29 protein-coding genes and 1 pseudogene are annotated in these 26,372 nt (G+C 32.3%); 22 read left to right on the top strand and 8 right to left on the bottom strand.

Translation table 11 applies throughout. The features are described from left to right. Positions 1 to 270 precede the first annotated feature (270 nt). The 7 genes from QWY99_RS08010 (at position 271) to pgl (ending at position 8,969) form a co-directional block, all read left to right on the top strand. Positions 271 to 834, top strand: coding sequence for a helix-turn-helix domain-containing protein (locus tag QWY99_RS08010; RefSeq protein ID WP_290263533.1), 564 nt, complete (start codon positions 271 to 273; stop codon positions 832 to 834). Positions 835 to 923: 89 nt separating this feature from the next. Further along, entirely contained in the window at positions 924 to 3,341 is a 2,418-nt protein-coding gene (locus tag QWY99_RS08005) for a heavy metal translocating P-type ATPase (RefSeq protein ID WP_290263531.1), read from the top strand. 99 nt (positions 3,342 to 3,440) lie between these two features. After that, positions 3,441 to 4,037 (top strand): helix-turn-helix domain-containing protein, encoded by a 597-nt coding sequence (locus tag QWY99_RS08000; protein ID WP_290263529.1) that lies wholly within the window; start codon positions 3,441 to 3,443, stop codon positions 4,035 to 4,037. Positions 4,038 to 4,263: 226 nt separating this feature from the next. Next, complete coding sequence (locus QWY99_RS07995) at positions 4,264 to 4,674, top strand: 5-fold beta-flower protein (RefSeq protein WP_290263527.1); 411 nt, start codon at positions 4,264 to 4,266, stop codon at positions 4,672 to 4,674. Between the two features lie 596 nt (positions 4,675 to 5,270). Beyond that, positions 5,271 to 6,677: an NADP-dependent phosphogluconate dehydrogenase gene (gene gnd, locus QWY99_RS07990; protein ID WP_290263525.1), complete on the top strand. Its 1,407-nt coding sequence runs from the start codon at positions 5,271 to 5,273 to the stop codon at positions 6,675 to 6,677. Between the two features lie 20 nt (positions 6,678 to 6,697). Continuing rightward, positions 6,698 to 8,206, top strand: a complete 1,509-nt coding sequence (zwf, locus tag QWY99_RS07985; protein ID WP_290263523.1) for a glucose-6-phosphate dehydrogenase — start codon at positions 6,698 to 6,700, stop codon at positions 8,204 to 8,206. 10 nt (positions 8,207 to 8,216) lie between these two features. Continuing rightward, positions 8,217 to 8,969, top strand: a complete 753-nt coding sequence (pgl, locus tag QWY99_RS07980) for a 6-phosphogluconolactonase (RefSeq protein ID WP_290263521.1) — start codon at positions 8,217 to 8,219, stop codon at positions 8,967 to 8,969. Between the two features lie 151 nt (positions 8,970 to 9,120). Here pgl and QWY99_RS07975 read toward each other — a convergent pair whose 3' ends face one another. Next, positions 9,121 to 9,300, bottom strand: coding sequence for a hypothetical protein (locus QWY99_RS07975; RefSeq protein WP_290263519.1), 180 nt, complete (start codon positions 9,298 to 9,300; stop codon positions 9,121 to 9,123). 73 nt (positions 9,301 to 9,373) lie between these two features. On the opposite strand from QWY99_RS07975, the gene QWY99_RS07970 reads away from it, so the two are divergent. From QWY99_RS07970 to QWY99_RS07950, 5 genes are all read left to right on the top strand, one after another. Next, positions 9,374 to 9,640 carry a type II toxin-antitoxin system Phd/YefM family antitoxin gene (locus QWY99_RS07970; RefSeq protein ID WP_290263518.1) on the top strand — a complete coding sequence of 89 codons (267 nt, stop codon included), beginning with the start codon at positions 9,374 to 9,376 and terminating at the stop codon, positions 9,638 to 9,640. 2 nt (positions 9,641 to 9,642) lie between these two features. Further along, positions 9,643 to 9,918 carry a Txe/YoeB family addiction module toxin gene (locus QWY99_RS07965; RefSeq protein WP_290263516.1) on the top strand — a complete coding sequence of 92 codons (276 nt, stop codon included), beginning with the start codon at positions 9,643 to 9,645 and terminating at the stop codon, positions 9,916 to 9,918. A gap of 582 nt (positions 9,919 to 10,500) precedes the next feature. Continuing rightward, entirely contained in the window at positions 10,501 to 10,923 is a 423-nt protein-coding gene (locus tag QWY99_RS07960) for an organic hydroperoxide resistance protein (protein ID WP_290263513.1), read from the top strand. Positions 10,924 to 10,936: 13 nt separating this feature from the next. After that, positions 10,937 to 11,572, top strand: a complete 636-nt coding sequence (locus QWY99_RS07955; RefSeq protein WP_290263511.1) for a nitroreductase family protein — start codon at positions 10,937 to 10,939, stop codon at positions 11,570 to 11,572. An 88-nt stretch (positions 11,573 to 11,660) separates the two neighbouring features. Further along, positions 11,661 to 12,113, top strand: a complete 453-nt coding sequence (locus QWY99_RS07950; RefSeq protein WP_290263508.1) for a MarR family winged helix-turn-helix transcriptional regulator — start codon at positions 11,661 to 11,663, stop codon at positions 12,111 to 12,113. Positions 12,114 to 12,294: 181 nt separating this feature from the next. On the opposite strand, the gene QWY99_RS07945 is transcribed toward QWY99_RS07950, so the two are convergent. From QWY99_RS07945 to QWY99_RS07920, 6 genes are all read right to left on the bottom strand, one after another. Next, positions 12,295 to 13,563, bottom strand: coding sequence for a type II toxin-antitoxin system HipA family toxin (locus QWY99_RS07945; RefSeq protein ID WP_290263506.1), 1,269 nt, complete (start codon positions 13,561 to 13,563; stop codon positions 12,295 to 12,297). A 3-nt stretch (positions 13,564 to 13,566) separates the two neighbouring features. Beyond that, a complete protein-coding gene (locus QWY99_RS07940) occupies positions 13,567 to 13,830 on the bottom strand; it encodes a helix-turn-helix transcriptional regulator (RefSeq protein WP_290263504.1) in 264 nt (87 codons plus the stop codon). A 560-nt stretch (positions 13,831 to 14,390) separates the two neighbouring features. Continuing rightward, the gene (locus QWY99_RS07935) at positions 14,391 to 17,090 is read right to left on the bottom strand and encodes a hypothetical protein (protein WP_290263501.1); all 2,700 of its coding nucleotides are present in this window, start codon (positions 17,088 to 17,090) and stop codon (positions 14,391 to 14,393) included. Positions 17,091 to 17,193: 103 nt separating this feature from the next. Further along, positions 17,194 to 18,225 carry a hypothetical protein gene (locus tag QWY99_RS07930; RefSeq protein ID WP_290263500.1) on the bottom strand — a complete coding sequence of 344 codons (1,032 nt, stop codon included), beginning with the start codon at positions 18,223 to 18,225 and terminating at the stop codon, positions 17,194 to 17,196. Next, positions 18,218 to 19,009 carry a fimbrial biogenesis chaperone gene (locus tag QWY99_RS07925; RefSeq protein WP_290263497.1) on the bottom strand — a complete coding sequence of 264 codons (792 nt, stop codon included), beginning with the start codon at positions 19,007 to 19,009 and terminating at the stop codon, positions 18,218 to 18,220. Before QWY99_RS07925 ends, QWY99_RS07930 begins: the two co-directional genes overlap by 8 nt. 114 nt (positions 19,010 to 19,123) lie before the next feature. Next, positions 19,124 to 19,645, bottom strand: a complete 522-nt coding sequence (locus tag QWY99_RS07920; protein ID WP_290263495.1) for a hypothetical protein — start codon at positions 19,643 to 19,645, stop codon at positions 19,124 to 19,126. 505 nt (positions 19,646 to 20,150) lie between these two features. On the opposite strand from QWY99_RS07920, the gene QWY99_RS22315 reads away from it, so the two are divergent. Next, positions 20,151 to 21,224 carry an RHS repeat domain-containing protein gene (locus QWY99_RS22315; RefSeq protein ID WP_379690674.1) on the top strand — a complete coding sequence of 358 codons (1,074 nt, stop codon included), beginning with the start codon at positions 20,151 to 20,153 and terminating at the stop codon, positions 21,222 to 21,224. A gap of 431 nt (positions 21,225 to 21,655) precedes the next feature. On the opposite strand, the pseudogene QWY99_RS07910 reads toward QWY99_RS22315, so the two are convergent. Beyond that, positions 21,656 to 22,246 (bottom strand): annotated as a pseudogene (locus tag QWY99_RS07910) (thioredoxin fold domain-containing protein); the annotation flags it as partial. Between the two features lie 479 nt (positions 22,247 to 22,725). Here QWY99_RS07910 and QWY99_RS07905 point away from each other — a divergent pair. The 9 genes from QWY99_RS07905 to QWY99_RS07865 all read left to right on the top strand — a co-directional run bounded on the left by QWY99_RS07905 (position 22,726) and on the right by QWY99_RS07865 (position 26,306). Further along, entirely contained in the window at positions 22,726 to 22,947 is a 222-nt protein-coding gene (locus QWY99_RS07905; RefSeq protein WP_290263493.1) for a hypothetical protein, read from the top strand. 4 nt (positions 22,948 to 22,951) lie between these two features. Then, complete coding sequence (locus tag QWY99_RS07900) at positions 22,952 to 23,371, top strand: hypothetical protein (RefSeq protein ID WP_290263490.1); 420 nt, start codon at positions 22,952 to 22,954, stop codon at positions 23,369 to 23,371. Further along, on the top strand, positions 23,349 to 23,600 hold the full coding sequence (locus tag QWY99_RS07895) for a hypothetical protein (RefSeq protein WP_290263489.1): 252 nt from the start codon (positions 23,349 to 23,351) through the stop codon (positions 23,598 to 23,600). The genes QWY99_RS07900 and QWY99_RS07895 overlap by 23 nt, the downstream gene beginning before the upstream one ends. Continuing rightward, complete coding sequence (locus QWY99_RS07890) at positions 23,533 to 23,826, top strand: hypothetical protein (RefSeq protein WP_290263485.1); 294 nt, start codon at positions 23,533 to 23,535, stop codon at positions 23,824 to 23,826. Before QWY99_RS07895 ends, QWY99_RS07890 begins: the two co-directional genes overlap by 68 nt. A gap of 7 nt (positions 23,827 to 23,833) precedes the next feature. Further along, positions 23,834 to 24,022, top strand: a complete 189-nt coding sequence (locus QWY99_RS07885) for a hypothetical protein (protein WP_290263482.1) — start codon at positions 23,834 to 23,836, stop codon at positions 24,020 to 24,022. Between the two features lie 111 nt (positions 24,023 to 24,133). Beyond that, the gene (locus QWY99_RS07880; RefSeq protein WP_290263479.1) at positions 24,134 to 24,634 is read left to right on the top strand and encodes a hypothetical protein; all 501 of its coding nucleotides are present in this window, start codon (positions 24,134 to 24,136) and stop codon (positions 24,632 to 24,634) included. Positions 24,635 to 24,817: 183 nt separating this feature from the next. Next, positions 24,818 to 25,204: a hypothetical protein gene (locus QWY99_RS07875; RefSeq protein WP_290263476.1), complete on the top strand. Its 387-nt coding sequence runs from the start codon at positions 24,818 to 24,820 to the stop codon at positions 25,202 to 25,204. 76 nt (positions 25,205 to 25,280) lie between these two features. After that, positions 25,281 to 25,718, top strand: coding sequence for a WapI family immunity protein (locus tag QWY99_RS07870; RefSeq protein ID WP_290263473.1), 438 nt, complete (start codon positions 25,281 to 25,283; stop codon positions 25,716 to 25,718). A gap of 105 nt (positions 25,719 to 25,823) precedes the next feature. Further along, positions 25,824 to 26,306, top strand: coding sequence for a hypothetical protein (locus tag QWY99_RS07865; protein WP_290263470.1), 483 nt, complete (start codon positions 25,824 to 25,826; stop codon positions 26,304 to 26,306). Positions 26,307 to 26,372 lie beyond the last annotated feature (66 nt).

Here is a 26,372-nt window from a genome sequence, read left to right as displayed (position 1 = left end):
TTCAAATCCGTTTTTATTTATTGCAAATTTAAAAACACCATCATGTTGACTTATGATATTATTCCTTGTTTGATTTATAACATTTACTGGTTTATAAACCATTCAAACAATCCTTAAATTCTAATCCATTATTTCCAAAATCTTAAATTCTGACTGTCTTTACATACTTTCATCCTTTAGTGTTTTACTTAGTTTTACATTTATTAATGATCTGTAAATTGAATATTAATAGTAATTTTGCCAATATCTTTATAATACAAAACAAGAAACATGAATACATTATTCGTTAAAAACATGGTCTGTAACCGTTGTATAATGGTTGTTCAAGATGAACTTGAAAAACTTGGTTTGGACTATTCTAATATTAAGTTGGGAGAAGTTACTCTCACAAAAGAATTAACCACTGAAGAAAGAACCGCATTAGAAAACGTATTAGTTCCATTGGGATTTGAAGTTATTGATGATAAAAAAAGTAGGATCATCGAAAAGATAAAAAATATTATTATCGATTTGGTACACCATCAGGATAATAATTCTAAAACCAATCTATCTGATATTTTGAGTGAAAAACTCCACCACGACTACAACTATCTTTCTAATCTGTTTTCTGAGATCGAAGGCACAACGATAGAGAAATATTTCATTGCTCAAAAAATTGAAAAAATAAAAGAGCTTTTGGTTTATGATGAATTAACGTTAAGCGAAATTGCATTGCGTTTAAACTACTCTAGTGTTGCTTATCTTAGTAATCAGTTTAAAAAAGTTACAGGATTAACTCCTAGCCATTTTAAGCAGATACGTGAAGATAAAAGAAAACCATTGGATAAGGTATAAGTAAATATTACAAATCAAATCCATAATTACACAATAGAATTTACAGCTCTTGTCACGAAATTTGCAATTGAAATACAATAAGCAAAATTATGACGACGAATAGGATTAAAGAAATAATTTACATCCCTTTAGAGAATGTAGATAGTGAACATTGCGCATTAATAATAGAAAAGGGATTGGCACAGGTAAAAGGTGTCGAAACATATAAAATAGAATTAAACAACCGCAGAGCAGCCATTACTGTTACCGACAATGAGGTCGTTGGTGATGCTGTTAAGGCTATTAAGGATTTGGGATATGGTGTTCCAACTGTAAAAAACTCCTTTCCGGTTCTTGGAATGACTTGCGCATCTTGTGCTGGTAGCGCCGAAAATATCGTAAAATACGAATCGGGAGTTGTTGATGCTTCTGTAAATTTTGCTACAGGAAATCTAACTGTAGAATACCTTCCAACTATAACAAACTCGTCTAAGCTACAAAAAGCTGTTCAGGCTGTTGGTTACGATTTACTTATTGTAGACGAGACAAAACAGCAGGAATCATTGGAGGCTATCCATGCCGAAAAGTTCAAAAAATTAAAAAATAAAACCATCTGGGCAGTTATACTTTCGCTTCCAGTAGTAGCTATTGGTATGTTCTTTATGGATATCCCTTATGGTAATGAAATCATGTGGTTCTTTTCGACTCCTGTAGTTCTTTGGTTAGGTAAAGACTTCTTTATAAATGCATGGAAACAAACCAAGCACCGATCTGCTAATATGGACACATTAGTGGCTTTAAGTACCGGAATCGCTTATCTTTTTAGTGTATTTAATATGCTATTCATGGATTTCTGGCATCAACGTGGCTTACATGCTCATGTCTATTTTGAAGCTGCTGCCGTAGTTATAACATTCATTTTATTAGGTAAATTATTAGAAGAAAAAGCAAAAGGAAATACCTCAACAGCAATTAAAAAGTTAATGGGTTTACAACCTAAAACGGTGATGGTTATACTTCCTGATGGAACCGAAAAACAAATGGCTATTGAAGACGTAACTGTTGGATCTATAATATTGGTTAAACCTGGTGAAAAAATTGCCGTAGACGGAATGGTTACTTCTGGAAATTCATATGTTGATGAAAGTATGTTGAGCGGTGAACCTGTTCCTGTATTAAAAAAAGAGAATGAAAAGGTCTTTGCTGGAACTATAAACCAAAAAGGAAGTTTTCAATTTAAAGCAGTTAAGGTAGGTAAAGAAACCATGCTTGCTCAGATTATAAAAATGGTGCAAGATGCACAAGGAAGTAAAGCTCCTGTGCAGAAATTAGTAGATAAGATTGCTGGAATTTTTGTTCCAATTGTAATCGGGATAGCTATTCTTACTTTTATTACTTGGTTAGTGCTAGGTGGAGAAAATGCAGTGGCACAAGCCTTAATGGCTGCAGTTACTGTATTGGTTATTGCTTGTCCTTGTGCCTTGGGTCTTGCTACTCCTACTGCAATTATGGTTGGTGTTGGTAAAGGTGCCGAAAATGGTATATTGATTAAAGATGCTGAAAGTTTAGAACTAGCCAGAAAAGTCTCTGCAATTGTATTAGACAAGACTGGTACTATTACCGAAGGTAGACCTCAAGTTACTGGCGTAAAATGGCTAGATGATAAGGACGCTACAAAGGATATTTTAATCAGTATTGAAAAACAATCTGAACATCCTTTGGCGGAAGCCGTAGTAAAAAATTTCGAAGGGCTACAGACTGTCGTTTTATCTGATTTTGATAGTATTACTGGTAAAGGCGCAAAGGCATCTTATATGGGAGAAACCTATTTTGTTGGTAATAAAAAATTGTTAGCAGAAAATAATATCACTATTAGCAATCAATTATTAGGTCAAGCCGATGAATGGAGTAAAGAATCTAAAACTGTAATTTGGTTTACCGATAGTAAGCAGGCTTTAGCTGTAATTGCCATTTCTGATAAAATCAAAGAAACATCTGTTGAAGCTATCAAGCAAATGCAAGATATGGGTATTGAACTGTATATGCTTACAGGAGATAACGAAGCTACTGCAAAAGCTATTGCTGAACAAACTGGAATCAAACATTATAAAGCTGAAGTATTACCACAGTACAAAGCCGATTTTGTAAAAGAATTGCAACAACAGGGTAAAACTGTGGCGATGGTAGGTGACGGAATTAACGATAGTACTGCACTGGCAACTGCTGATGTAAGTATTGCTATGGGGAAAGGAAGTGATATCGCAATGGACGTAGCTAAAATGACTATTATTTCATCTGACTTGACAAAAATACCCCAAGCCATACGCCTATCTAAACAAACTGTACTAACAATTAAACAAAATTTATTTTGGGCATTTATTTATAATCTTATTGGTATTCCTTTAGCGGCCGGTATATTATATCCTATTAATGGATTCTTATTAAACCCAATGATTGCGGGTGCTGCAATGGCTTTAAGTAGTGTAAGTGTGGTAAGTAATAGCTTGCGTTTAAAGTGGAAAAAATAAACTATATGAAAAGTTTAACTGCTACTATAAACTATACACAACCCTTATACCGTCTATCAAAAATAAGGAATGCGTCTTTAGAAATAAATAATTGATGCGATGGAAAAAACCATAAAACTTCTAATCAAAGGAATGGTGTGTGACAGATGCATTTATGTTCTATCAGATGAATTTTTAAAATTAGATTTTGAAGTTGCTAAAATACGCTTGGGTGAAGTAATCCTTAAGGTGACAGATAAAAAAATTGATGAACAGATTATTAAAACGATGCTGAAAAAAAACGGATTTGATCTGTTGTATAGTAAGAATCAAAAAATAATAAATCTGATAAAAAAAGCAGTCGGAAAAGGTATTCAAAAGCAACTAGACACGGGGGAATCGATTAAGTTTTCAACGCTTATTAGTTCCGAATTACGTAAAGAATATGATTCTTTGAGCATCCTGTTTTCAACCTCTGAAGGATACACTTTAGAAAAATATATCATTTCAAAAAAAATAGAAAAGGTAAAAGAGCTATTGGTGTATACAGATCAATCGATGACAGAAATTTCTAATTCTTTAGGATATAATACGCCAGCACATTTATCCAATCAATTAAAAAAATATACTGGTTTTACTTCTTCTTATTATAAACAAATAAGACGCGATAAAATACTTATTGTACAAAACAATTTATGTGAGAATAATAATTTGTAAACTCTTGATGCAACCTTTATTAACTAAAGTACAATTTCTTCTGAGTAAAACTAGCTTATGCATAAAAGCCGTCTAATTTAGACGGCTTCTATGTTTTTATACAATGCTACAACTACAAACTAAGGCTAAATTTTAATTTTACAAGGTCCTGAGCATAGTTATTAAAAATGGTATACAAATTGTAGAAACCTAGTAATCAATCATTCTAACTTATAAAAATCCAAAAATGAAAAAACTACTATTTTTTATCTTAACTGTTGGAGGAATTGCAATTACCCAAGCGCAAACTATAGAATCTGGAAATCACAGCGCAATTGGTTATATTAAATCAGATGGGAAAATTGAAAACCGGAACCACTCCACAGCTGGTTATATTAAAAGTGACGGCAGAATCGAAAACCGCAATCACAGTACAATCGGATACATAAAAAGTGACGGTAGAATCGAGAACAGAAATCATTCTACAGTAGGTTATGTAAAAAGCGATGGAACTGTACAGGATAGAAATCATTCAACTATTGGCTACATAAAAAGTGATGGTAAAGTCGAAGATCGCAATCACAGTACAATTGGTTACGCTCGAGGTATAAATAAAGAATGGGCTGCTGTAGTTTATTTCTTTTTCAAGTTTGAGTAAATTAACTTACTGACTACATTTATTTTAAATCATAATCCCGATAGCTATCGGTACTATGTCTAAGAAAGACGTTTCACTTAAAATAAAGCGCATAAGCTATGTGAAAAAATATTTTCCTTAAATCATCTTTTATGAGCAATTCTATTCTGATGGCTATCGGAACTATGTCTCTATGTGTTAAATAGTTTTTCACAAATTTAGACGGATTCATAATCACTAAGATGCGACTTTATACTGCTTCTTTCAGATTCTATCCCTAAGTACTTATAAACCTGCGATTTTCAGGAGTAAATCTGTTTTATCTGCATTCTGATTCGTACCAACAACGGGTTAATAATACCAAGCTAGATTCCTCTTTTCAATAATCATAAATGCTATTCTTGAATGCAGCAACGTAAATACTAGAGAACAACACGTTTATTCTATAGTATTTCAACCTTTTTATTTAACTTAGCGCAACCGTTTTTAGCTGATAAATAACAATTATCAAAATAGAATTCGGTGTGTGTAACGCATTAAAAAAACAGCATAACTACTCATTATTTCAATGCATTGCAAATTAAAACTTACTAACAACTTAGTTAATTTAAAAAACTATGAACACATTTGATTTTGGCATTGTCGGACTCGGCGTAATGGGTCGTAACCTTCTTTTAAACATTGCCAGCCAAAAATTTGCTGCCGCAGGTTTAGATTTAGATACAGAAAAAGTCAATTCTTTACAACAGGAAGCTGACTCAGAGCATACATTAGAAGCAACAACAGATGTTAAACATTTTGTAGAGCTTATCAAGCGTCCAAGAGCAATTATGTTATTGGTACCTGCAGGTAAGCCTGTCGATAGTGCAATTCAAAGCCTTTTACCTCATCTGGATGAAGGTGATATTATAATAGATGGTGGAAACACTTATTTTACTGATACTGACAGAAGATTCCTTGAATTATCTGCTAAAGGAATTCATTTCTTCGGAATGGGAATTTCTGGAGGTGAGCAAGGAGCTCGATTTGGTCCTAGTATGATGCCTGGTGGTGATAAAAAAGCCTACGAAAGACTTCGCCCTATTTTTGAAGCTATTGCTGCCAAAGTAGACGGAGAACCATGTGTTGAATATTTAGGAAATGGTTCTGCGGGTAACTATGTAAAAATGGTTCACAACGGAATTGAGTACGGAATCATGCAACTTATTTCTGAAATTTATGACCTAATGAAACGTGGTTATAATCTTGATGAAGACACTATAGAAAACACTTTCAATGAGTGGAACCAAACAGATCTTAAATCATTCTTAATCGAAATTACAGGAGCTATCCTTAAAGTAAAAGAACCAAATGGAGAACGATTAATTAATATAATCTCTGATTGGGCTAAATCTAAAGGAACAGGAAAATGGACTTCTCAAAATGCTATGGATTTGCAAGTACCAGTTCCTACCATTGATGCGGCAGTTTTTATGCGTGATATGTCAAAAAGCAAGCCTGAAAGAATTGAAGCTGCTACCAAATTAGTTTGGAATGACAAACAAGCAACTGTAAACGCTCCCGAAGCGATTAGTGCCTTAAAAGATGCATTATTCTTTTCTATCCTAATTACTTATGCACAAGGATTGGCACAGCTTAGAACTGCTTCTAAAGAATATAATTATGAATTAAATTTAGAGACCGTTACAAAAATATGGCGTGGAGGTTGTATCATTCGTGCAGATGTTCTTGAAGATTTCAGAAAAGCATTTGCAACAAACCCTAATTTGCCAAACATTCTTTTAGATACTGACATTGCAGCTAAGTTCAATGCAACTCAAGCTGGTATTAGAGAAGTTATTCAATTTGCTGTTCAAAAAGGATTACCTGTAGCTGGGCTTATGAATTCATTAGCTTATTTTGATGCTTACAGATCTGAAAATCTTCCAACGAATATGATTCAGGCACAACGTGATTATTTTGGAGCACATACCTACGAACGCACTGATTTACCGGGTACTTTTCATACCCAATGGAATGATTAAGAAACTTTAAGTCAAAAACAATGAATAATGTCAAAAATACTGATCCAACTATAATTGTTATTTTTGGATCATCCGGTGACTTAGCAAAAAGAAAGCTTTTTCCAGCATTTCAAAATCTATTCCTCGATGGCCGTATGCCAGAAAAATTTCAGATTATTGCCTTAGGAAGAGCTGAAAAAAGTGATGAAGAATTTCGCAATTACGTAATAGAAAACTTAAAGAGTTTTTCAAGAAAAGGGGCGCTTTCTAACGAGGAAACAGAGAAATTCATTTCTCATATTACCTACTTAAGACATGATATTGACAAGGAAGAATCTTATCACGAATTAGATGCAAAATTATCTAGTATTGATACTGCTTTTGGTCTACGTGCCAATAGACTTTTTTATCTTTCTATCGCACCTTCGTTTATAGCAACAATTTCGGGTAACATGAAAAAGTTACGCCTTGCAAACAAAGCAAAAAAGGATCGAATCATTATTGAAAAACCTTTTGGTTACGATAAAACCTCTGCAATTGAACTTAATGAAATGCTATCGCAAACTTTTAAGGAAGAACAGATTTATCGTATTGATCACTACCTAGGTAAAGAAACCGTTCAGAATATCCTTGCGTTCCGTTTTGGAAACTCTATGTTTGAGCCCTTATGGAGTCGTAACTTCATAGATTTTGTTCAGATTACTGTAGCAGAAGAAGTAGGTGTTGAAGAACGTGGTGGTTTTTATGAAGGAGTTGGTGCCTTAAAAGATATGATACAAAACCATTTGCTTCAGATTTTGTGTATGACTGCCATGGAAGCTCCTGCTTCATTAGGCGCTGACGACATACGAAACCGCAAAGCTGATGTACTGAAATCTATTAGACGTATAAAACCTGAAGAAGTTAATCACTACACTGTTAGAGGTCAATATGATGAAGGTTTAATAAAAGGCAATCCAGTTCCTGCATACCGAAATGATAAAGGTATAGCTCCCGATTCGAATACAGAAACCTATGTCGCTATGAAGATTTATCTTGATAACTGGAGATGGCAAGGGGTTCCTTTTTATTTGCGTACAGGAAAAAGAATGCAAGAAAAACAATCTTCGATTATCATTCAGTTTAAACCTGTTCCTCATTCTTCTTTTTCTTATGATAACCAAGGAATGACTCCTAATAGACTTATCATAAATATACAACCAGCAATGGACATAAAGTTACAATTTATGACCAAAAAACCAGGTTTGTCTCTTTCTTTACAACCTGCTGAAATGATCTTTGATTATTTCCAATGTTCAACAATGTCACCAGAAGCATACGAAACTTTGTTATCAGATGCTTTAGCAGGAGACCCTACCCTATTCATGCGTTGGGATCAGGTTGAACAAGCTTGGGATGCAATTGATACCATTCAGGAAGTATGGAAAAATAACGTCCCTACTGATTTTCCTAATTATAAAGCGGGAAGTTGGGGACCTGAAGCTGCAAATGAATTACTTGCGCGCCAAGGACATGCTTGGGTTTCGAACACACAGAATATAGAGAAATAAAAAAAATAAAATGATACAAATATATAATACTATAGAAATCATAAACAGTAAGGCAGCCGACATTTTTGTTGCATCTGCACAAAAAGCAATACTTGAAAAAGGGCGCTTTACAGCTGTACTTACAGGGGGATCTTCGCCTGCAGGAATCTATAGACTCTTGGCTTCTGACGAATACAAAAACAAAATAGACTGGAATAACGTTTTTATCTTTTGGGGTGACGAACGTTGGGTACCTCTTGAGGATGATCTTAGCAATGCAAAAATGTCTTATAATACACTTTTAAGTCATGTGCCTATTCCTGAAAGTAATGTGTTTCCGATGTACAAAGATGGTGTTTCACCAGAAGATTATGCGGTTACGTATGAGCAGTCTATTAGATCTATTTTAGGAGAAGATGGCAAATTTGATCTTATCTTACTTGGTCTTGGAGATGATGGTCATACCGCTTCCCTATTCCCAGGTGAAGCAGTACTTGAGGAACAAACAAAATGGGTAGCAGCTTACCGTCTTGAATCTCAAAATATGCATCGCATTACGTTAACTGCTCCCTTAATAAATAGAGCAGAAAAGATACTAGTTGTTGCTTTTGGTGAAAAAAAGGCTCCTGCTTTAAAAGAAGTTTTATACGGAGATTATAATCCTACTACTTACCCAATGCAGTTAATTAAACCTGTTTCTGGTGAATTATTATTTTTAGTAGACAATAGTGCGGCAGGACTAAATGGTCAAAGTGCTACTGAAGCTATTTTAGGGCTTTCATAAATAAAAAATTCTGAATTAGATTATTTTATATTCATAGTGTACTGTCCAAAAAAAGCGATACACATTATTAGATAAAATTGAATATTAAACAGTAACAAAAATATTTTTGTTACTGTTTTTTTTTTGTTTTATAAGTACTCATTTTTTATTTTCAGAATGTATTTAACTCGGCGTCTATCTGGTTTTTTTTTGTAAAATCCTGTATGATTGAATAATTTAAACCATATTTTACTAATAATTCGATACAAATACCTTTCTCTTCACATACTTTTTTGTATTTATTATAGGTAGCAGTCCTTGTAACCGTTATGATTTGGTATAAATATTTCATACTTAAAGTACGTTTTAATGTAACTTTTTTGTACATTTGAACGTACAATATGTACATCTAAAAAATACACGTCATGAAAGCAGTAACTATATCAACATTAAGAAAAAACATCAAAGGTTATTTTGACGAAGTTTCGGAATCATCAGAAACAATAATCGTTCCCCGAAATGAAGAAGAGGGTGCCGTTGTGATTATATCAATCAAAGAATATAATTCAATTATGGAAACCCAACATCTACTTTCAACTAAAGCAAATAGAAAGAGACTTACTGAATCCATTGAACAAATGGAAAAAGGTAGCCTAAAGACTTTTGACTTAGAAGAATTAGAGACTGCTTAAATATGGATATTTGTTTTACTAAGAACGGTTGGGAAGAGTTTGAATACTGGATTGAAAACGATACCGATACAGCAATAAAGATAAAAGAATTAATAAAATCCGTTAAACAAAATCCATTTACTGGAATCGGAAAACCTGAACCGCTAAGACATGATTTGAAAGGCTTTTGGTCACGTAGAATCAGTAGTGAACATCGATTAGTTTATAAAGTATCAGGAAATAAAGGAGTTGACCAGAAGTGCATCATACTTCAATGTAGATTCCACTACGATGATTAATAAGTTAAGCTCTCATTCGAGAGCTTTTTTTATACTCAATAACCAGATTTTAATGCAACTTTAATTAGGATACTAAACAAACTATACCTATTTCGTAATAAATAATGGAAGTTCTTATGAAACATAACGATTGGTAAAGCTCACTGATTACGATTAGAGAAATTTTGTAAATCCTTATAAGTATAAGTACAATGGTAAGGAGTTGCAGGATCAGCTGGGACTTAACATGACGGCTATGGACCCGTTTAGATTAAAACATGAGTGATACCTGTCCCCCAAAAAAAAACGACACACATTATTAGATAAAATTGTATATTAAACAGTAACAAAATTATTTTGTTACTGTTTTTTTTGTTTTCAGAATGTATTTAACTCGACGTCTACCTCTGCTTCTTCCTCGACATTTTTATAATAAACAATTCCATGTAAGGAATTGATCCAAAATGGTTTCATTATAAAAGAATCAAAATAAATAGAAGATTTAGACCTAATTACTGAGAATTAAAAAAATGTTAAATCAAAATTATATTGTGCACAATATAGTTTTAAGCAATACATTTGTAGAATTAAAACCAATAAACAATGAAAACATTATATAAAATTGGCGCTACGGCCAAAGGAGGAAGAAACGGGCACGTAAAAAGTGACAATGGTGTACTAGACTTAGAAGTAAGAATGCCTAAAGGTCTTGGAGGTGCTAATGACAATTATGCCAATCCAGAAATGCTGTTTGCTGCTGGTTATGCCGCTTGTTTTGATAGTGCTTTAAATTTAATAATTAAACAAAATAAAATTGACGCTGGAGAAACTGCTGTAACTGCTAATGTAAGCATTGGACAATTGGAAAATGGAGCATTCGGCCTAACTGCAGACTTACATGCTAATATTCAAGGTGTAACTTTAGACCAGGCACAGTCTCTTATAGAAAAAGCGCATCAAATTTGTCCATATTCTAACGCTACCCGTGGTAATATGGATGTTACATTAACTGTTTCAAACAACTAATAAAATAAAAAAAATGGCATTAATAGAAGATTTAAACTGGCGACATGCTGTAAAAGCATATGATCCTACTAGAAAAGTAAAACAAGAAGATATTGATAAAATTGTTGAGGCAGCACGTTTAGCACCAACTTCATCTGGACTACAACCTTTTAAACTTATTGTAGTAGAAAACCAGGATATTAAAAATCAATTATCTGAAGGATCATTAAATCCAGAGTGCATGAGAGAAGCTTCACACATTTTGATTTTTGCGGCCTGGAACCGATATACTGAAGAACGCATTGACAAAGTTTACGATTTCACTACAGATGAAAGAGATTTGCCACGCGGTCGTTTTGAGAGCTATACAGACAAATTAAAATCTATTTATTTAGCCGAAGAGGCTGAAAAAAACTTTGCACACACATCGCGTCAAACTTATATTGCACTTGGGCTGGCACTTGCTCAAGCTGCAGAATTGAAAGTAGATACCACGCCTGTAGAAGGATTTGATAACGCGGTTATTGACAAGGTTCTTCAGCTTGATAACCTAGGATTAAAAAGCGTTTCTCTTATGTATGTAGGTATTGCGGATCCTTCAAGAGATTGGATTGGTTCAATGAAAAAAGTAAGAATTCCGACAGAAGAATTTGTAATTGAATACAAATAAAACCCAAAGACAAATATTTTTATTATTGTCAAAAATAACGTAATTACAGTAGTTTAACTCAATTTCTGTAATTTTAAGACTCTTAAAAATGGAAGACTTTTTAAAGTTAGATAAACAAGTATGCTTTTCAATTTATGTATTGCATCGTGAAATTATGCAGCATTATCGGCCGATATTAGAGGCTATTGATTTAACCTATCCACAATATATAACCATGATGGCATTATGGGAAAACGGACAGCAGACCGTTAACCAACTCGGCGCAAAGCTTAATCTAGATAACGGGACAGTAACACCATTACTAAAACGCTTGGAAGGGAAAAAATTATTAACACGTACGCGAAGCAAAGCAGATGAACGTGTTGTATTGATTGCACTCACTGAGGAAGGAAAAAATTTAAGAGAGAAAGCTTCTTCTGTACCGATGCAGATTTTACAAGCATTACATCTAGATTTGGATGATTTACACCAGCTAAAAGCAATGTCTGATAAAATAGTCGAACGTGCACAAAAAAAAATTCCGACCGCTCAAATATCTTAGATAACTGTAGCGTGGAAATTCTTTCCGTGTCCACAAAGAGATTCATATAACTATTACAAAATAAGCCATTCCATAACGGAGTGGCTTATTGTTTTTATAGCACTTTTAAGTGTACCAAACTGTTAAAATAGAATTCAAGTTAGCCTGCATTCACTAAGAAATCACTAGGGTCTTTGATGTTTTAAATAATCAAAGGTGAAAAATCTTTGATTATAGATGACCGAACTTTTTCCGGAATTAGAAATTCCCCTGAAATATCCTCCCATTGTGCAATTACATTTTGTACTTCCTTGATTATTTTGATAGGATTCTTAATTGCCATTTCCTCGGCTAAAGGAAGTACATCATCAAGAACGATTTTAAGACGTTTCCCATTTATCGATAAAGCACGAGGGGTGTTTAAGAATTTACGAAGTGCATCAATTGGATATGTAACATCATAGGCTGGCCCCAAATTCCAGGCATCTTTCTCTTCATCATAGATAAAACTGTGGTTTTTAAGATGGTCATCTGTATTAGCGAATACAACATTAAAAATCATCCTTCTATACAATTCCCTGATATCTTTATGTGGCACCTTGAGTCCGACAGCAAGCTGAAAAAGTCTTTCGTAAGATGAATGCTCAGGCTTTCCGTAATCCCAACCTGTTAACCCCGAAGCAGTCAATACATGTTGTTTCCGCCCATTTTGCCTGTCATAGCGCAATGTAGCAAAATGTTTATCTTCAATAAGTTTACATGGCATCATTTCAATACCTGCTTGCTGGGTCAGTAAATAATAGACATATTCTACTTTTTCTCTATTGTAGTCCCCGGCTTCATCCATAAAGAGCTTTACCAAATAATGATTGTAATTTTCAGAATACTCAACATCACCCGGAATAATTTGCAGCGTCTGCTTATGCTCTGATACTAATATTTTAGGCCTGGCTCCCCCAGCTGAAGTTCCTAGCTTAAATATATTTAAAAGTGCAATATCACTGAGGTTTTCTCCAGAAGTATCCTTTTTTATTTCTAATACCTGCTGCAGTATGGCAACTATCTCATCGAAATTTACGTTTTCGGTTTTTGGGATTTCGGCTACTGGTCTGTACTCTAATGCTCCCATACCTCTATTGGCAACATAACTCAGCTGATCCAGTGGACTAATTTTATCAAAAGATAAATCCTGTGCTTCAAACCACTCTTTGAAAATAATATTTCCAAACATGTCCGGAAGCGAGTCTGCAATCATTGGCGGAAGTCCACGAAATGTTTCTCCATTGAACTGTGTAAATACCTGTGCGTGTTTATGTCTTTTAAAAATAAAAGGAAACATTCTACTATATCGTCCAGAATCTAAAAATTCCGAATTATACTGGAAATAACTTCTTTTTTCATCTCCACTGTATCCTAATTTACCAATTTCAATTCCAAAGGCAAAAACATCTATAAGTTCATTTGCTGCCATAATTTAGTATAAGGAATTAATATTATGGTTTGAAATATCAGTATCAACAACATTATAAAGACTCTCTAGCATATCAAAATGATTTACTACCTTTAACAAAGTATCAAGAGTAACATTTTTACCTTCTTCAACTTTTCTAATAGTAAGTCTTGACATTTCTAATACTTGTGCTAGATCTTCCTGAGTCATATCATATTTTTGACGATATTGCTTACACCATTCGCCAATCTTAAGTTTTACATCTTTAATAGTTATATTGTCTAACATATATCTGTATATTATAATATACAAATATAGCAAAATTTACACAAAATATATACTTTAATATACTTTTTACACCTCATATATCTATTATACATCATATAGATTTCAAAAAGAGATACCAGTATCACATTTTGAAACAGTTATTTACCCGACTGCTAAAATATTTAGACAACGGTACCGCGGAAATTCTTTCCCTGCCCACAAAGAGATTCATAGTAACTATTACAAAATAAGCCATTCCATAACGGAGTGGCTTATTGTTTTTAGAACAAGGTAAAAATGTACCGAAAGATTAAATTATGTGCTCAGATGTATCTGTAACAACTAAGAGAGTCATCATAGAAATAAAATCAGGATTCACGGATCTCCTCCCTCCCTCTATCAACTTTTTCGATATTAAATTCCAAGATTGATACCTTCAATTTACGTCATCGCAGAAAAGACTTTTGTTCTTAATACCAACTGATGACATCCGTGTTCCAAATGAAAACTCCACAGTTTTTCAAATCTCCTAAAACAGTACCTCATTTTGGAACAGATATTTACCTGTTAAAAAAAAGCTACTAATTGGAGAATTTTTTAGTATTGATTTTCTTTTCTTTTACTTTTATAACAAACTCGGGTACGATTACAATTTCACCCGCTTTTAGAGTAATGTTATGGCTTGCTACTTCGCAATATGCATTAGCAGGTAGCGATTTTTCATCAATAGTGATTACATAATTACCAATTGGAAGAAATGATATGTACTTACCATCATCATCAGTGTATATTTTTTTTACTAACTGATTGTCTTTCATAATGCTAAAAGAGATACCAGAAGCGCGGTGCTGAAAATCAACCACAGTTGTAGTATTGTAGGTAAAGGAAACTCTTCCTTGCATTTTTCCACTTTGGTGAAGCGGAATCGAAAGGTTGTGCACATGTCGATCAATTTCAAAAGTAGCATCGTCATAATACCAGCCATCTTGAGTGAATTGCTTTAAATAATAGGTTCCGTACGGTACTCTCTTATAACTTGCCATTCCGTTAGTATTAGTTTGTAGGGCAATTTTATTGATATTAATCATATAATTTGCAGCGTATTTTTCACCAGCATCGTATTTATTATTATTGTTAGTATCATAATACACTAGTGCTTTAATGGTACTTTTTTGATCTGGATTCAATGTAGTTTTCTGTAGATTTACTGTTACACCAACTTCAAAAGTCAGGGTATTATTGCTTAGAGATCCTACAGAATAATTGTACCAAGAGGAGTTCAAAAAAACACCAAATGCTTTTGCGTTATACTTGGCATTGATAAAGGCAGAAGGTGATTTACCATAAACAATATCCTTTATGTAAGAAACTCCCGTGCTCAGGTTTACTTTGTCGTTTGCAAAGTTATTGTTGTAAAATAAAGACATTGTAAGCTTTTCATAATTCACACCGTTTCCAGCAATACTAGAAAAAGCATATTCAGATAAATAATAGCTACCTGATTGAAAAGTAGAATTAATATTAAAATTTCTATAACTATAATTCGTATTTATTTTCATCTGAAACTGATTTTCAGTTTGCATTGGGTACTTCACAACACCAGTTTCAAGTGCTAAAACGGCTGATTGTCGCGATGAATTACTAATCCATGAAAATTGCTCGACAATACGGTTGGCGTACATTTTTTGGTTTGCATTTTTGTCTGAATTTCCAAAAAGCTGATTGTAACTATTAGAACTTTCCTCTTGATATTGATACCCTAGATTAAGACTGAAATCTCTAAATTTAGGAAAACGGTTTCCTATTTCGATTCGATTGTTTGCCGATTTTTGTTGTGTTTCAAATGAATAGTATTTAGGTGCAAAATCAGAAAGAATAACATTTGCATATAGATTATGTTTTTTAATATTGGTCGAAATATTCTGCTGCAATAGCATATTTCCTCGTCGGTTTCCGGGATAATAATCAGAGCTGTAATAATAATTCCCGTTGATATTGAAGTTATTAATTTTTCCAGCATAGTTTGTTTCTCCAGCAAAAGAAGGTTTAACGAAATCTTGTATTTCATAAACACTCATTGCGCCGTTTACTTTTGCATTCAGTTTCCAATTTGGATTGAAATCATAATTAACATCAGTTCCTAGAATATTATGTTTTGCTTTTTCGAATGGATCATAACGGTACAAGTAACTCGTCGATGCATTTCTTGAACTGTTATTAGAGTTAAGCATTCCTTTGGCATAAAAGCCGTAACCATTTCTTAGCCAACTATTTTCTTCTATCAAATTATAATTTTGATCAACAAAACCCACTTCAACTTTTTGATTTTTTTCGAAAGTATGGCTGTATTCGGCACCTCTACCAACAAGAGTCATTTCTAGGAGTTTATTAATATTACCAATCATATATTGATTTCCTTCTTGACGATAGGTTAAACTGGTATTTGTCACTAAAGGAATTTCAAGCGTATTTGATAAAGCAATATTCCCTTGCATAAACAGATACCCTGATGGAATATTGACTCCACCAGATCCTTTTACTTGATAAAAATCGAGTCCGCCACCAAACCTCCTGTAACTAGAGGTAATTTGGTTTTGTGTTTCTTCTAAAAAATTAATAAATAAGTCGCCTTGATATTGTTGCACACTTGCGATATTTTGAACGTCTACACTCGTGTTGCCAAAAATTTCTTTACTTGGATTTCTAAATCCTGATATGCGTATCGAATAGCTAGATTGTTTAGCCAGTTCTCTAGAAGGAAGATAGATGAAGGTAAAGATAGAATCTTTTTTTACAGCGATATCAGCATTCTGTTCTAGGAATAAATTACCATTTGTTGGATCTGGAAATTTACAAACTAGAGTAATATTTTGCTTGATATTCCCTTTATTACTAACCTTCACTTTTACTTTTACCGGTTCATTGTTTGATGATCGGTAAATCGAGGTTTCTAAGGGAGTAATGATAAGTGTATTGTTTACTTCGATTACCTTTTTGGTACTTTGCTCTGCAAGCAATTTTCCCGAAGAGTCGATTAATTTACAGACAATTAAGGAAGATCCGGCAACAGCATCATCCTCAACAATAAACTTAACCGGAATGTGGCGTGTTTCATCAGGGAGCATTTCAATTTCCAGACCTTGATATCCCACGTTTCTAAAACCTTTAGGTAAGGTAAAATAGATCTTTCCATTTATCTTATCTAGTGTTGTATTTTTAACAACTATGACCAAACTTAATAAGGATTCTTTTTGAAAAGAAGCATTTCGGTCTATCTCCATAGTGACCTTATTTTGAACCTGTTGTGCATTCAAATGGTTTACGAGTATAAACAAAAAAAAGATTGATAAAAGTTTAAAGTTACAAGAACGCATCTTTTAAAAGTTATTGTGGGGTAATCTCATATTGTAAAGTAGTCGAATAATCGTCTGATTTGGCATTAATCAAACGCATGTCCTGAGGCAACGTAAAATACTTAATGTCGTAGCGGTAAGACATATTATTAGTACTATTATTGGTTTGTACCAAAGTTTGATTGGCGGCACTAAGAACAATTGGAAAAATACGCTGATTGGCGTTTGATGTTGCTGTTCCTAATGTTAAATTAACAACATCAACAGGAATTGAATTTCCTGTCGCAGATTGTAAATTGCTTTGTAGAGATCGTACTTTAATCTGAAAATTACTGCTGCTGTTTACCAAAAGACCATCAGTATAAGTGACACTCGTTCCGTTACTGTAATCTTGCATCGTTTTAAATTCTAAAAGCCCATTGGCAGCATTCATATTTATTTTTAAAGAAAGTACGTCTGCTGGTGGTAGTGCATCAGTAATACTTCCTATTTGGAATTGAAAATCATGACTCATCTTTCCAATTATAGCATTATTTTGATCGTACGCCGTAAACTCGACTGACGCTGTAAATCTGGTCCATGCAGGAAAACTTCCTAAATAGGAACCCCCAAGGAGTGTTAGACCATATTTTAACTGAAGGCTGTAATACCCATTTGGAGTTTGTGGATTGTTATATATTGGGGCATTAGAATTAGGTATCAAAAATGATTCACTATTCTCTTGTAAAAAAACATTTAATGGAGCGCCAATTTGTGAAATAGTCGGAATCGGATTTGGATAAGCCTGACCATTTGTAGAAATAGGTTGAAAAGAAACTTTATTAGACGGAATCGTAAATTTACCATCGTCTGACACAATATTCTGTTTCAATCGTGCAGAAAGTTTCCAATTTGGAATATTCAAATTACCATTCCCAGCAAATGTAACTGTATAGGCATCGGGATTATTATTTCCGTTATAGGAATTAATTTGTAAATATGAGTTTACCCAAGAAGTAAAAGATACTTGAGAAAAGCTCAAAGAAGGAATACAAAATAACGTAATAAGAATATATTTATTCATAATTAAAATTTAATTCAGCCATTTCTAACAAAGACGAATCACCATAATCAATAATTATCGATGCATTGTAAGATCCTTTCTCTAAAGTTTCCGTAATAGGAATACTTAATTTACGTAAATTATCAGGCAGTGTATAAAAAATGACATCATTCACAACCACTTTTTTCCCCGTTTTTACATTAATAATTTCAGTTGAAATTTTACCATCCACCCAAATTTGAGATTGATTTTTAAATTTTAAGTTTAAGTTATTGGTAGATTGATCAAATTTTAAATCTTCAATTTCAATTTTTTTGGTAAGACTATTCGAAAAAGTGTGAAAAATTTTTATTCCAGAACGAATACTAACCTTAATATTTGAACCCTTACTATCAAAATCATCCACAGGATTCATTTGACTTACATATAAAACAGCAGTGTGAACAGGCAAACTATCATTGGCTACCTTAACTGGTGTAATAGTTACCTCTAGTTCTTTTCTTTCTCCAGGAGCTAATGTAAAATAATTATCGTTGTTTTTAACAGAAATCCAACTTGCACAAGAATTTTTTAAAGTATTTGAAGGATACATCATGTTTTCCCCTTTTTCGTCATATTCCCAATCATCTAGACTCACAGCAAGATCTAAAGTATTCTTTAAGCTCACATTGGTTACGGTTACTTTTTGAGTACTACTCGTTCCAGGTTTAGACTCAAAATAAATTCTCGGAGGAGATACAGAAATACCAGTTTGCGCATGCATTTTAAAAATTAAAAAACAAAAAAGAAAAGCAAGTTTATTCATTTTAGGTAGTTTAAAGTAATTTTTTGGGACAAAAATCGAAGTAAAGCAAAGTTAGTTAAATAAAAAAGTGCCACAATTACTTGTGACACTTTTTTTATATCCTCACCTAGAGTTTTATTGACTTACAATAGTGTATGTAAGCTCAGTAGTGTAAACCGTAGGATTTTGACCTGCAATATAATTGTCAATATAAGCATTAGCTCCTGCACCTTTATACTCAATACTAATCTTTTTATCCACTCCACCTTTTGTAGAAGTTACAAGAGTCGTTTCAGTATTAGATAACTGAACGTTTTGAGAATATTGAGCACCATTTACAGCATCAGAACCAGCAGTTGCTTTAATTTGAATCGTGTTAGCATCTATTGTTTTACCTCCGTTTTGCATTGTAGCGTTTGCACTTTTTACTTTTACCTGAAAACCTCCAGTACTGTAAACATTTAAGTGATCTGTATTTGTAGATGACACACCATTTTTGTAATCATCTGCAGTTGTATAATCAAGATTTACTACTTTTTGTGCATTATTAACCACTAAAGTTTGGATTGGTCTTAAGTTAACATTTAATGTTACATTTTGAGCATTTACTGTAACAAAACCTAACATAAGAAAAGAGGCTAAAAGTATTTTTTTCATTGGTATATTATTAAATAAATTTTGTGTTTTATTAATTTTTCGGTGCAAATGTACAATGCAATTTCAGATTAAAACTACAATTTTATAAGTTTTAGACAAGATGCATTTTTAGTCGACGAAATGCATTTTAAAGATCAAAACTTGATAATTAACAATCAATAACTTACTTTTAAAAGTGATTTTTTTGAGTTTAAGAACAAAGAAAATGTGTTTTTTAAAAGAAATTTTGAGGGAAATTGTCTTGTAAAATCATAATAGATAACAAAATCTAATTATTTTGTTTAATTTATCTATTTAATTTTCAGCTTTTCAGAATATAATATTGGTATGTGATTGGGGTTCTGTGGCATCTAGTATTCAAATCACTTCCTCCTGACGAGTCTGTCTATATAAACCTATCCTTTATAAAATATTAATTCGATAACATTCGAAAGTCCTCAGAAATGATGACTTTTTTATGTCCCTAAAGTAATTATTTAATTAGGAAAATAATTAAAGTAAATCTATTTTCGTTACTGAGAAAAATGCACAAAACGTTCTTGAAATTCTTGAAGAAAACAATTATTATCCTTTTGGTTTAAAACACGAAGGATATAATGTTAACCTACCAAATAATAATAATTATAAATACAACGGAAAAGAACTCCAAGATGAGCTTTCACTGAATTTATACGACTACGGAGCACGTAATTATGATCCTGCGATTGGAAGATGGATGAATATTGACCCATTAGCGGAACAAATGCGAAGAAACTCGCCTTACAATTATGCATTTAATAATCCTGTGTATTTTATTGATCCTGATGGTATGGCGCCAACAGGTGCACAATCAGGGGGTGCTATGAGTACTGCAGAAGGTAATAGAGGTGACGGTGCTGGGGGCGCTACTATGTTTCAAAGTGATTATTTAAATAAAAACGGAGGACATTGGACTGACCAATATCGCGATGATGATGGAAATAAGGATACTCCTCCTGATGATGTCACAATTGGTGCAAATGGAAGGGTTACAAAGGTTGTAAAAAATAATAAACCTAATAGGTTCTATGATGAGAAAGGCAAACAATTGTATTTTAATGATAAAAAAAGTGATTTTGCATATGCTAATAGAACAGGTGATTTTCCAGATTGGGCTGAAGGAGATCGTTTATATTATCCAATATCAACAAAAAAGGTTGCGAAAGCAGTAATTGAAGCAGGCTTAGATCCGTTAATGTTAAGAGTACAAGGTAAACTAAGTGAGGCTTGGTTCATTGCCGCATCAATGTCAAGAGGTAGTGCTGATTTTACTGTCAGTTTTTTAGTTCCTAAATATTTTTCACAGGCAGAAAAAAATTATTTGGAAGAAGGTACAATGAGATCAAATTATAACTCTTATATGCATTATTTTAGATTTGGAAATTCACAAACAATTTACAATTTATATGATGCTGGAAATTTTATGTGGGGCAATTGGATGGGAATGAATGGTTTTAATTATAGTTCTCTAAGATTTGGTTCGCAGGCAAACGAATTGTTTCAAGATAGTATTGAAGACCAAAGAGCTATAAAAAATGGATTTAACTTTAATAAAAATTAATTTAGAATGAAAAAAAATGTCAAATTTTCTTTAAGTTTTTTAGTATTAGCTATATTAATTTATTTATTACAAATATTTTATTATAGTGACTATTGCAGACAATATTTTACTTTAATTAATTTTTTTCTATTCTATCCTTCTTTAATATTATCTGTTCATTTTTCATTGAAGACAATATTCCGATTTTTCAAGAATAAAGAGGAGAAAAGTGAAATTAATTTTATCCTTTCTCTACCTAGTATCATTTTCTTTTTTTTCTTTCTTTACCAAGTACTTAAAATAATTGGGTAGTGTTTCAGATTAGGTGTTTATATAACCCACAAAGAGATTCAAGTTATAAGAAACAAAACTTAATTAACACGTTATAATAATGTTACCTATAACAAAAATGAAAAATGGCTGCCTTAACAAGGCAGCCATTTCTTATTATACTACTTTTTAAAAGCAGCTACTCCGGTTTTTAACCAATTATGGTATTCATCTGCATCGGGAGTGTATGCAACTGGATCTAATAAATTATCTCCGTTATGATTTACTAACACATAAAAAGGCTGCGCGTTTGTTTTATATTTTATGGTTTGGAACTCACTCCATTTCTGACCAACATATTTTATTTTCTTACCCGGTCTTAGTTTCGAATCAACTTCTTCACCAGGCGCCAAAGGTCTTTTGTCATCTACATACAAGGATATAAGTACCACTTCATTATTCAGTATGGATAGAATTTGCTCTTTTGTCCAAACTTGTTGTTCCATTTTTCTGCAGTTTACACAAGCATATCCTGTAAAGTCAAGTAGAACTGGTTTATTTATTTTTTTAGCATAAGCCATTCCTAATTCGTAATCATTAAAGGCTAAAATATTATGTGGTGCCATTAAATGTGCACCTTCTGGAATTTCTCTACCTGCAGTTGCGCCTGCATCACTACCTTTACTTGAGCCTCCTACTCCATAAGGTGATTCGCTATAATTTTGTGGTGGCGGAAAAGCACTGATAATATTTAAAGGAGCTCCCCATAAACCAGTTCAGGAGGATTTAGTACTGGAGCGGGATTATCTGTTGATATACATGATACGTATGGAGGCACTTCTTTATTTGAAGGATTAAAAGGTTATTCAAAAGGAGGCTCTGCCACTTATTCTAACTATGGAGTGTCGCATTATCAAAGTGCATTAACTAACCCTCGAAGAAGAGTCAATTTGTAGATAATTTTGATTTCGAACCAAATTATATTGCTGGTGGCGGAGGCGAAAAAGGAAAAAGCGGACCCGGTAAAGGTGGCAAAGGAAAAGGAGCTAAGAAAGAAAAGTATGCTCAATGGCAAAAAAATGGACAAAAAGTAATTAAAGCAGTAGATGATTGGTTATCTACTCATACATATGTACAAGCTTCAACATCACTTAAAATAGGAACATATTATGATGTAGGATTAAAACATACTGCACGTGTTACACCAGGAGAATATAATGAGTGGGGATATTCATGGTCTAATCAAGAAGGATTGGATAAGATAAAGACACATAAAATTGTTGTAGGTGGTGGTATGGAAGGTGGTGCGCAATATACTTATGATAAAAACGAAGGACATTCTGCTTCAATTGGATATGGAATTTTTTCATATGAAGTATCAGAAGATTCACAATTTATAGGAGTTAATCTTAATTATAGTCAAGGAATCGGTATTGGAGGTGAAGGAGGATTCAAAATAGGAGTTAAATTTTAATATTATGAAAAAAATATCTAGTAAAACAACGTACTTTCGAAAAAAAGTTGTGCCAATTATTCTTTTAATTAATGCTTTGGTATTGCTTTTTGGTTTTACCATCTTTGATTTGACTTTTAAAAATTTAGCTTTTATTTTTTTTCCAACTTTAATTTTTCTATTTGCATGGATATTTAATTTTAGAAAACTAGAAGAAGTTTATTTAGGTGATAAGTATCTTGAAATTAAGAATGAGAAAGTATCATTCGAAAATATTATTTCTATTGATAAAATAAGTTCATTTCGTTACGAACTTACTTATCGAATAAATAATACAGTGAAATCAATTATTTTTATGATAGATTCATTTCCCAAATTTCCTACTTCAACACCTGATTATTTAAAAGAAATTATTGAATTTATTGAAAAAAATAAAGGTAAATAGTATTGAAAGTGGACAGCAACAAGTAATTTATGATGAAGGAGTAAAAAATAAAAAAGAAGCAAAAGCAGAGCATAAGAATGTTACTGATGTTTTTAAAAGTGGCTCTATCGAAGGTACATCTCCAGATGGGAATAGTAATTATTCTTATAAACTAAATGAAAATGGTTCTTACGGGTGTTGGAGCTCCATTTGGTTCTGGTTTGATATATTATGGCGATATTGTTTCTAATGCAGGAACTGGAATGGACATATTGAATGATGTGAATACAGGAAACTTTTCAACGGAAAAAACCTTAACAAAAGGCGCTATGATGATTGCTCCGAGTATTGGAGGTGGAACTCTTAAATCATTGGAAGCGCCAGAAACAGCAAGTACTCTTCTAAATTTAGAAGTGATAGCTGCTGATAAGTCCGTAGATTTAATGAGAGAAACTAAAACGGGAATGTTTAAATAAAATTGATATGAATGATTTTATTGTATTAGGGGTTTTGGTAATATTCTTAATTATTTGCCTTTTACGAGGTAAAAAAGATTGGAAAGAATCGAATGATTCTGATGAAATTCAAAAAGGTTTTGTTATGAAAGCTATAATTGGTATAAGCATACTAATTTTAATTATGATTTACAAGATTTTTAAAGATAATGTATGATGTACTTTAATGTAGATATTAAGTTTATTTCCTATAAAACAATAAAGACCACTCTATAAAAAGAGTGTTTTTTTACTGCTACTAATCCAACATACTATTAACAATAATAATATGAAAAAAAATATATGCTTATTTGCAACAATCCTTACTTTATACTCTTGTTCAACTATGAATAAAATATCAGGTAAGGAATATATATACGAAAGTCCGAATCGAAAACTAACTTTATTTTTTGAAAACGACAGTGTATGCACATTAAAAAACATCTTCTACTGTGATGATATGGACATTAAGTATAGAGAGATAACGTCAAAAGCTATTTACAAAAAAAAGACAGACATGATTTTATTGAAAAATATAATTTGTGAAAACAGTAGCTGTGAATTTTCTCCTATAGTTGATATACCAATTCAAGAGAGCAGTAAATGTGTTTTTCTAAATATAGAAAGTAGAACTTCAAAAAAAGTATTCGATGGTCGGACATATCAAAACGAATATTTAAAATATGGAGCAGTTCCAAATATTGATAATGATACTTTATACATATATAAAAAACAACTTACATTAATTAAAAAAATAGAAAGAGGTAGTATCGGTTTTATTTTTAAATAGAAACCAATGGCTGTTAACCAGACAGATAAAAATGAAGGACACGGCATTGATTTTAAATTCGTTAACATAAGATTATCTGATACTTAAATATTCCAATTATTTGCCATAGCGCTTTCTGATCTAAAAATTACAATTAAAAAATACCCAGCTAAGAGAAGAGTTCTTAAAGCAAAAACGTCAACTATGGGTAAAATTTGGTTTACCTTAGAAAAAAAAGAGTGGACTGACCCAGAAACAGGTTTAGTTTATCAAGTAAATGCGGATGGAACCGTCTTTATGTTAAGACCTTTAGGAGGTTCTGGAATGCTGGGAAATATAAGCATTGAAGGCGGATTGTCAATTCTTAAGTTTAAAGGTTTAATTCAAAATATGTCATTACGAGGTCTAACTCACCAACAACTCGTAAGAGCATTTGAAGGTACAGGTTTTACTCTTTCAGGTCATGCAATTAAGAGATTGAAAGACATTAGAATCTCAAACTTAGGATTTAACACCTTAAACGATATTAAACAAATATTTAATAAGGGAATTCCTTTTGATGCTGGAGGGGGCATTAGGCAAATCTTATAAAAAACTTAGAGGTAATCTGGAATGCCGAAACAAAAGTTATTGTGGCAATTAGGCCTGCAAAAAATATTAGATAGTTATGTTAATAAAAGATACTTATAAGCAATTTTCTTTAACCATTAATAGTTATGAATTTCAATTTTCTAAATTTAAAGAGGATATGAATTGGCTTAATATAACTATTTATGCCCAAGATGATAAAAATAGATGGAAAAATAGTGGAGCATTTTTAAATACTTTTGAATTAGTTAATTTATACGACTGGTTTTTAAAATTGAGAAAAGATTTACCCATAAGTAAAAGAATAAATTTTTTAGAGCATGAACTTTCATTTAGTTATGAAAGAAGTAAGCAAATTTTAATTGTGAATTTAGATTTCAATTTTCATCCAAATAAAGATAAATATATACATGGTGTTGATGAGGAATATAAAATTTATTTTGATTTAAAATCATTAGATTTAGAATCGATAATAGATTCTTTGAAAGAAGACTTAAAGAAGTTTCCAATTAGATAGGTAGTGTATCCCTGCTGGTGCGAGGATCTTGCTCTTGAATTTAAAGCAAATAGAATGAAGCTAAAAACAAATAGCAAAATGATATCATAAATTTCAACAAAAAATATGGAACAGATTTTTAAGATAACTAAATGTATATTTATTGCATTGATTATTATTTCATGTAATAACAAAAAAGAGGAAAGTTCAAAAGAAGAGTTAAATAAGAGTAAAATTTTGTATTGTAGTTTTCCTGATACTGTAAAAATAAATAAAGTCGTTGACGGTAAACTCCAATATTATGCCAGTAACAGTGATTCTAGTATTACTAGTAGCAGGTTTTTGGAACTTTTATTATCAACAAATATCAACAAAGAACTAGCCAATTATGATGAAATTGACAATAATCGTTTATTATCATATGTTGATTCACTAAACACAGGCAAATTTGAATTTAAAGCTGTTTTTGAAAAAAAGGGTAAGCAAACATTAAATATAGTTATACGAGATAATAAATTTTTAAAACCCCAAAAAAATATGCCATCAGATAAAATAACATTAAGGAGAGATGATTGCTTATTTTCGAAAGAGGTTTTTGTAGTCGATTAAGAAGTATATAGAATACTAAAAATTTGTAATCCCTAAAGTAATTATTTAATTAGGAAAATAATTAAA

The sequence above is a fragment of the Flavobacterium branchiarum genome (genome assembly GCF_030409845.1).
GTDB lineage: Bacteria > Bacteroidota > Bacteroidia > Flavobacteriales > Flavobacteriaceae > Flavobacterium > Flavobacterium branchiarum.
Note: the sequence above shows the minus strand (reverse complement) of the source record. Positions and strands in the feature narration are given on the sequence as shown.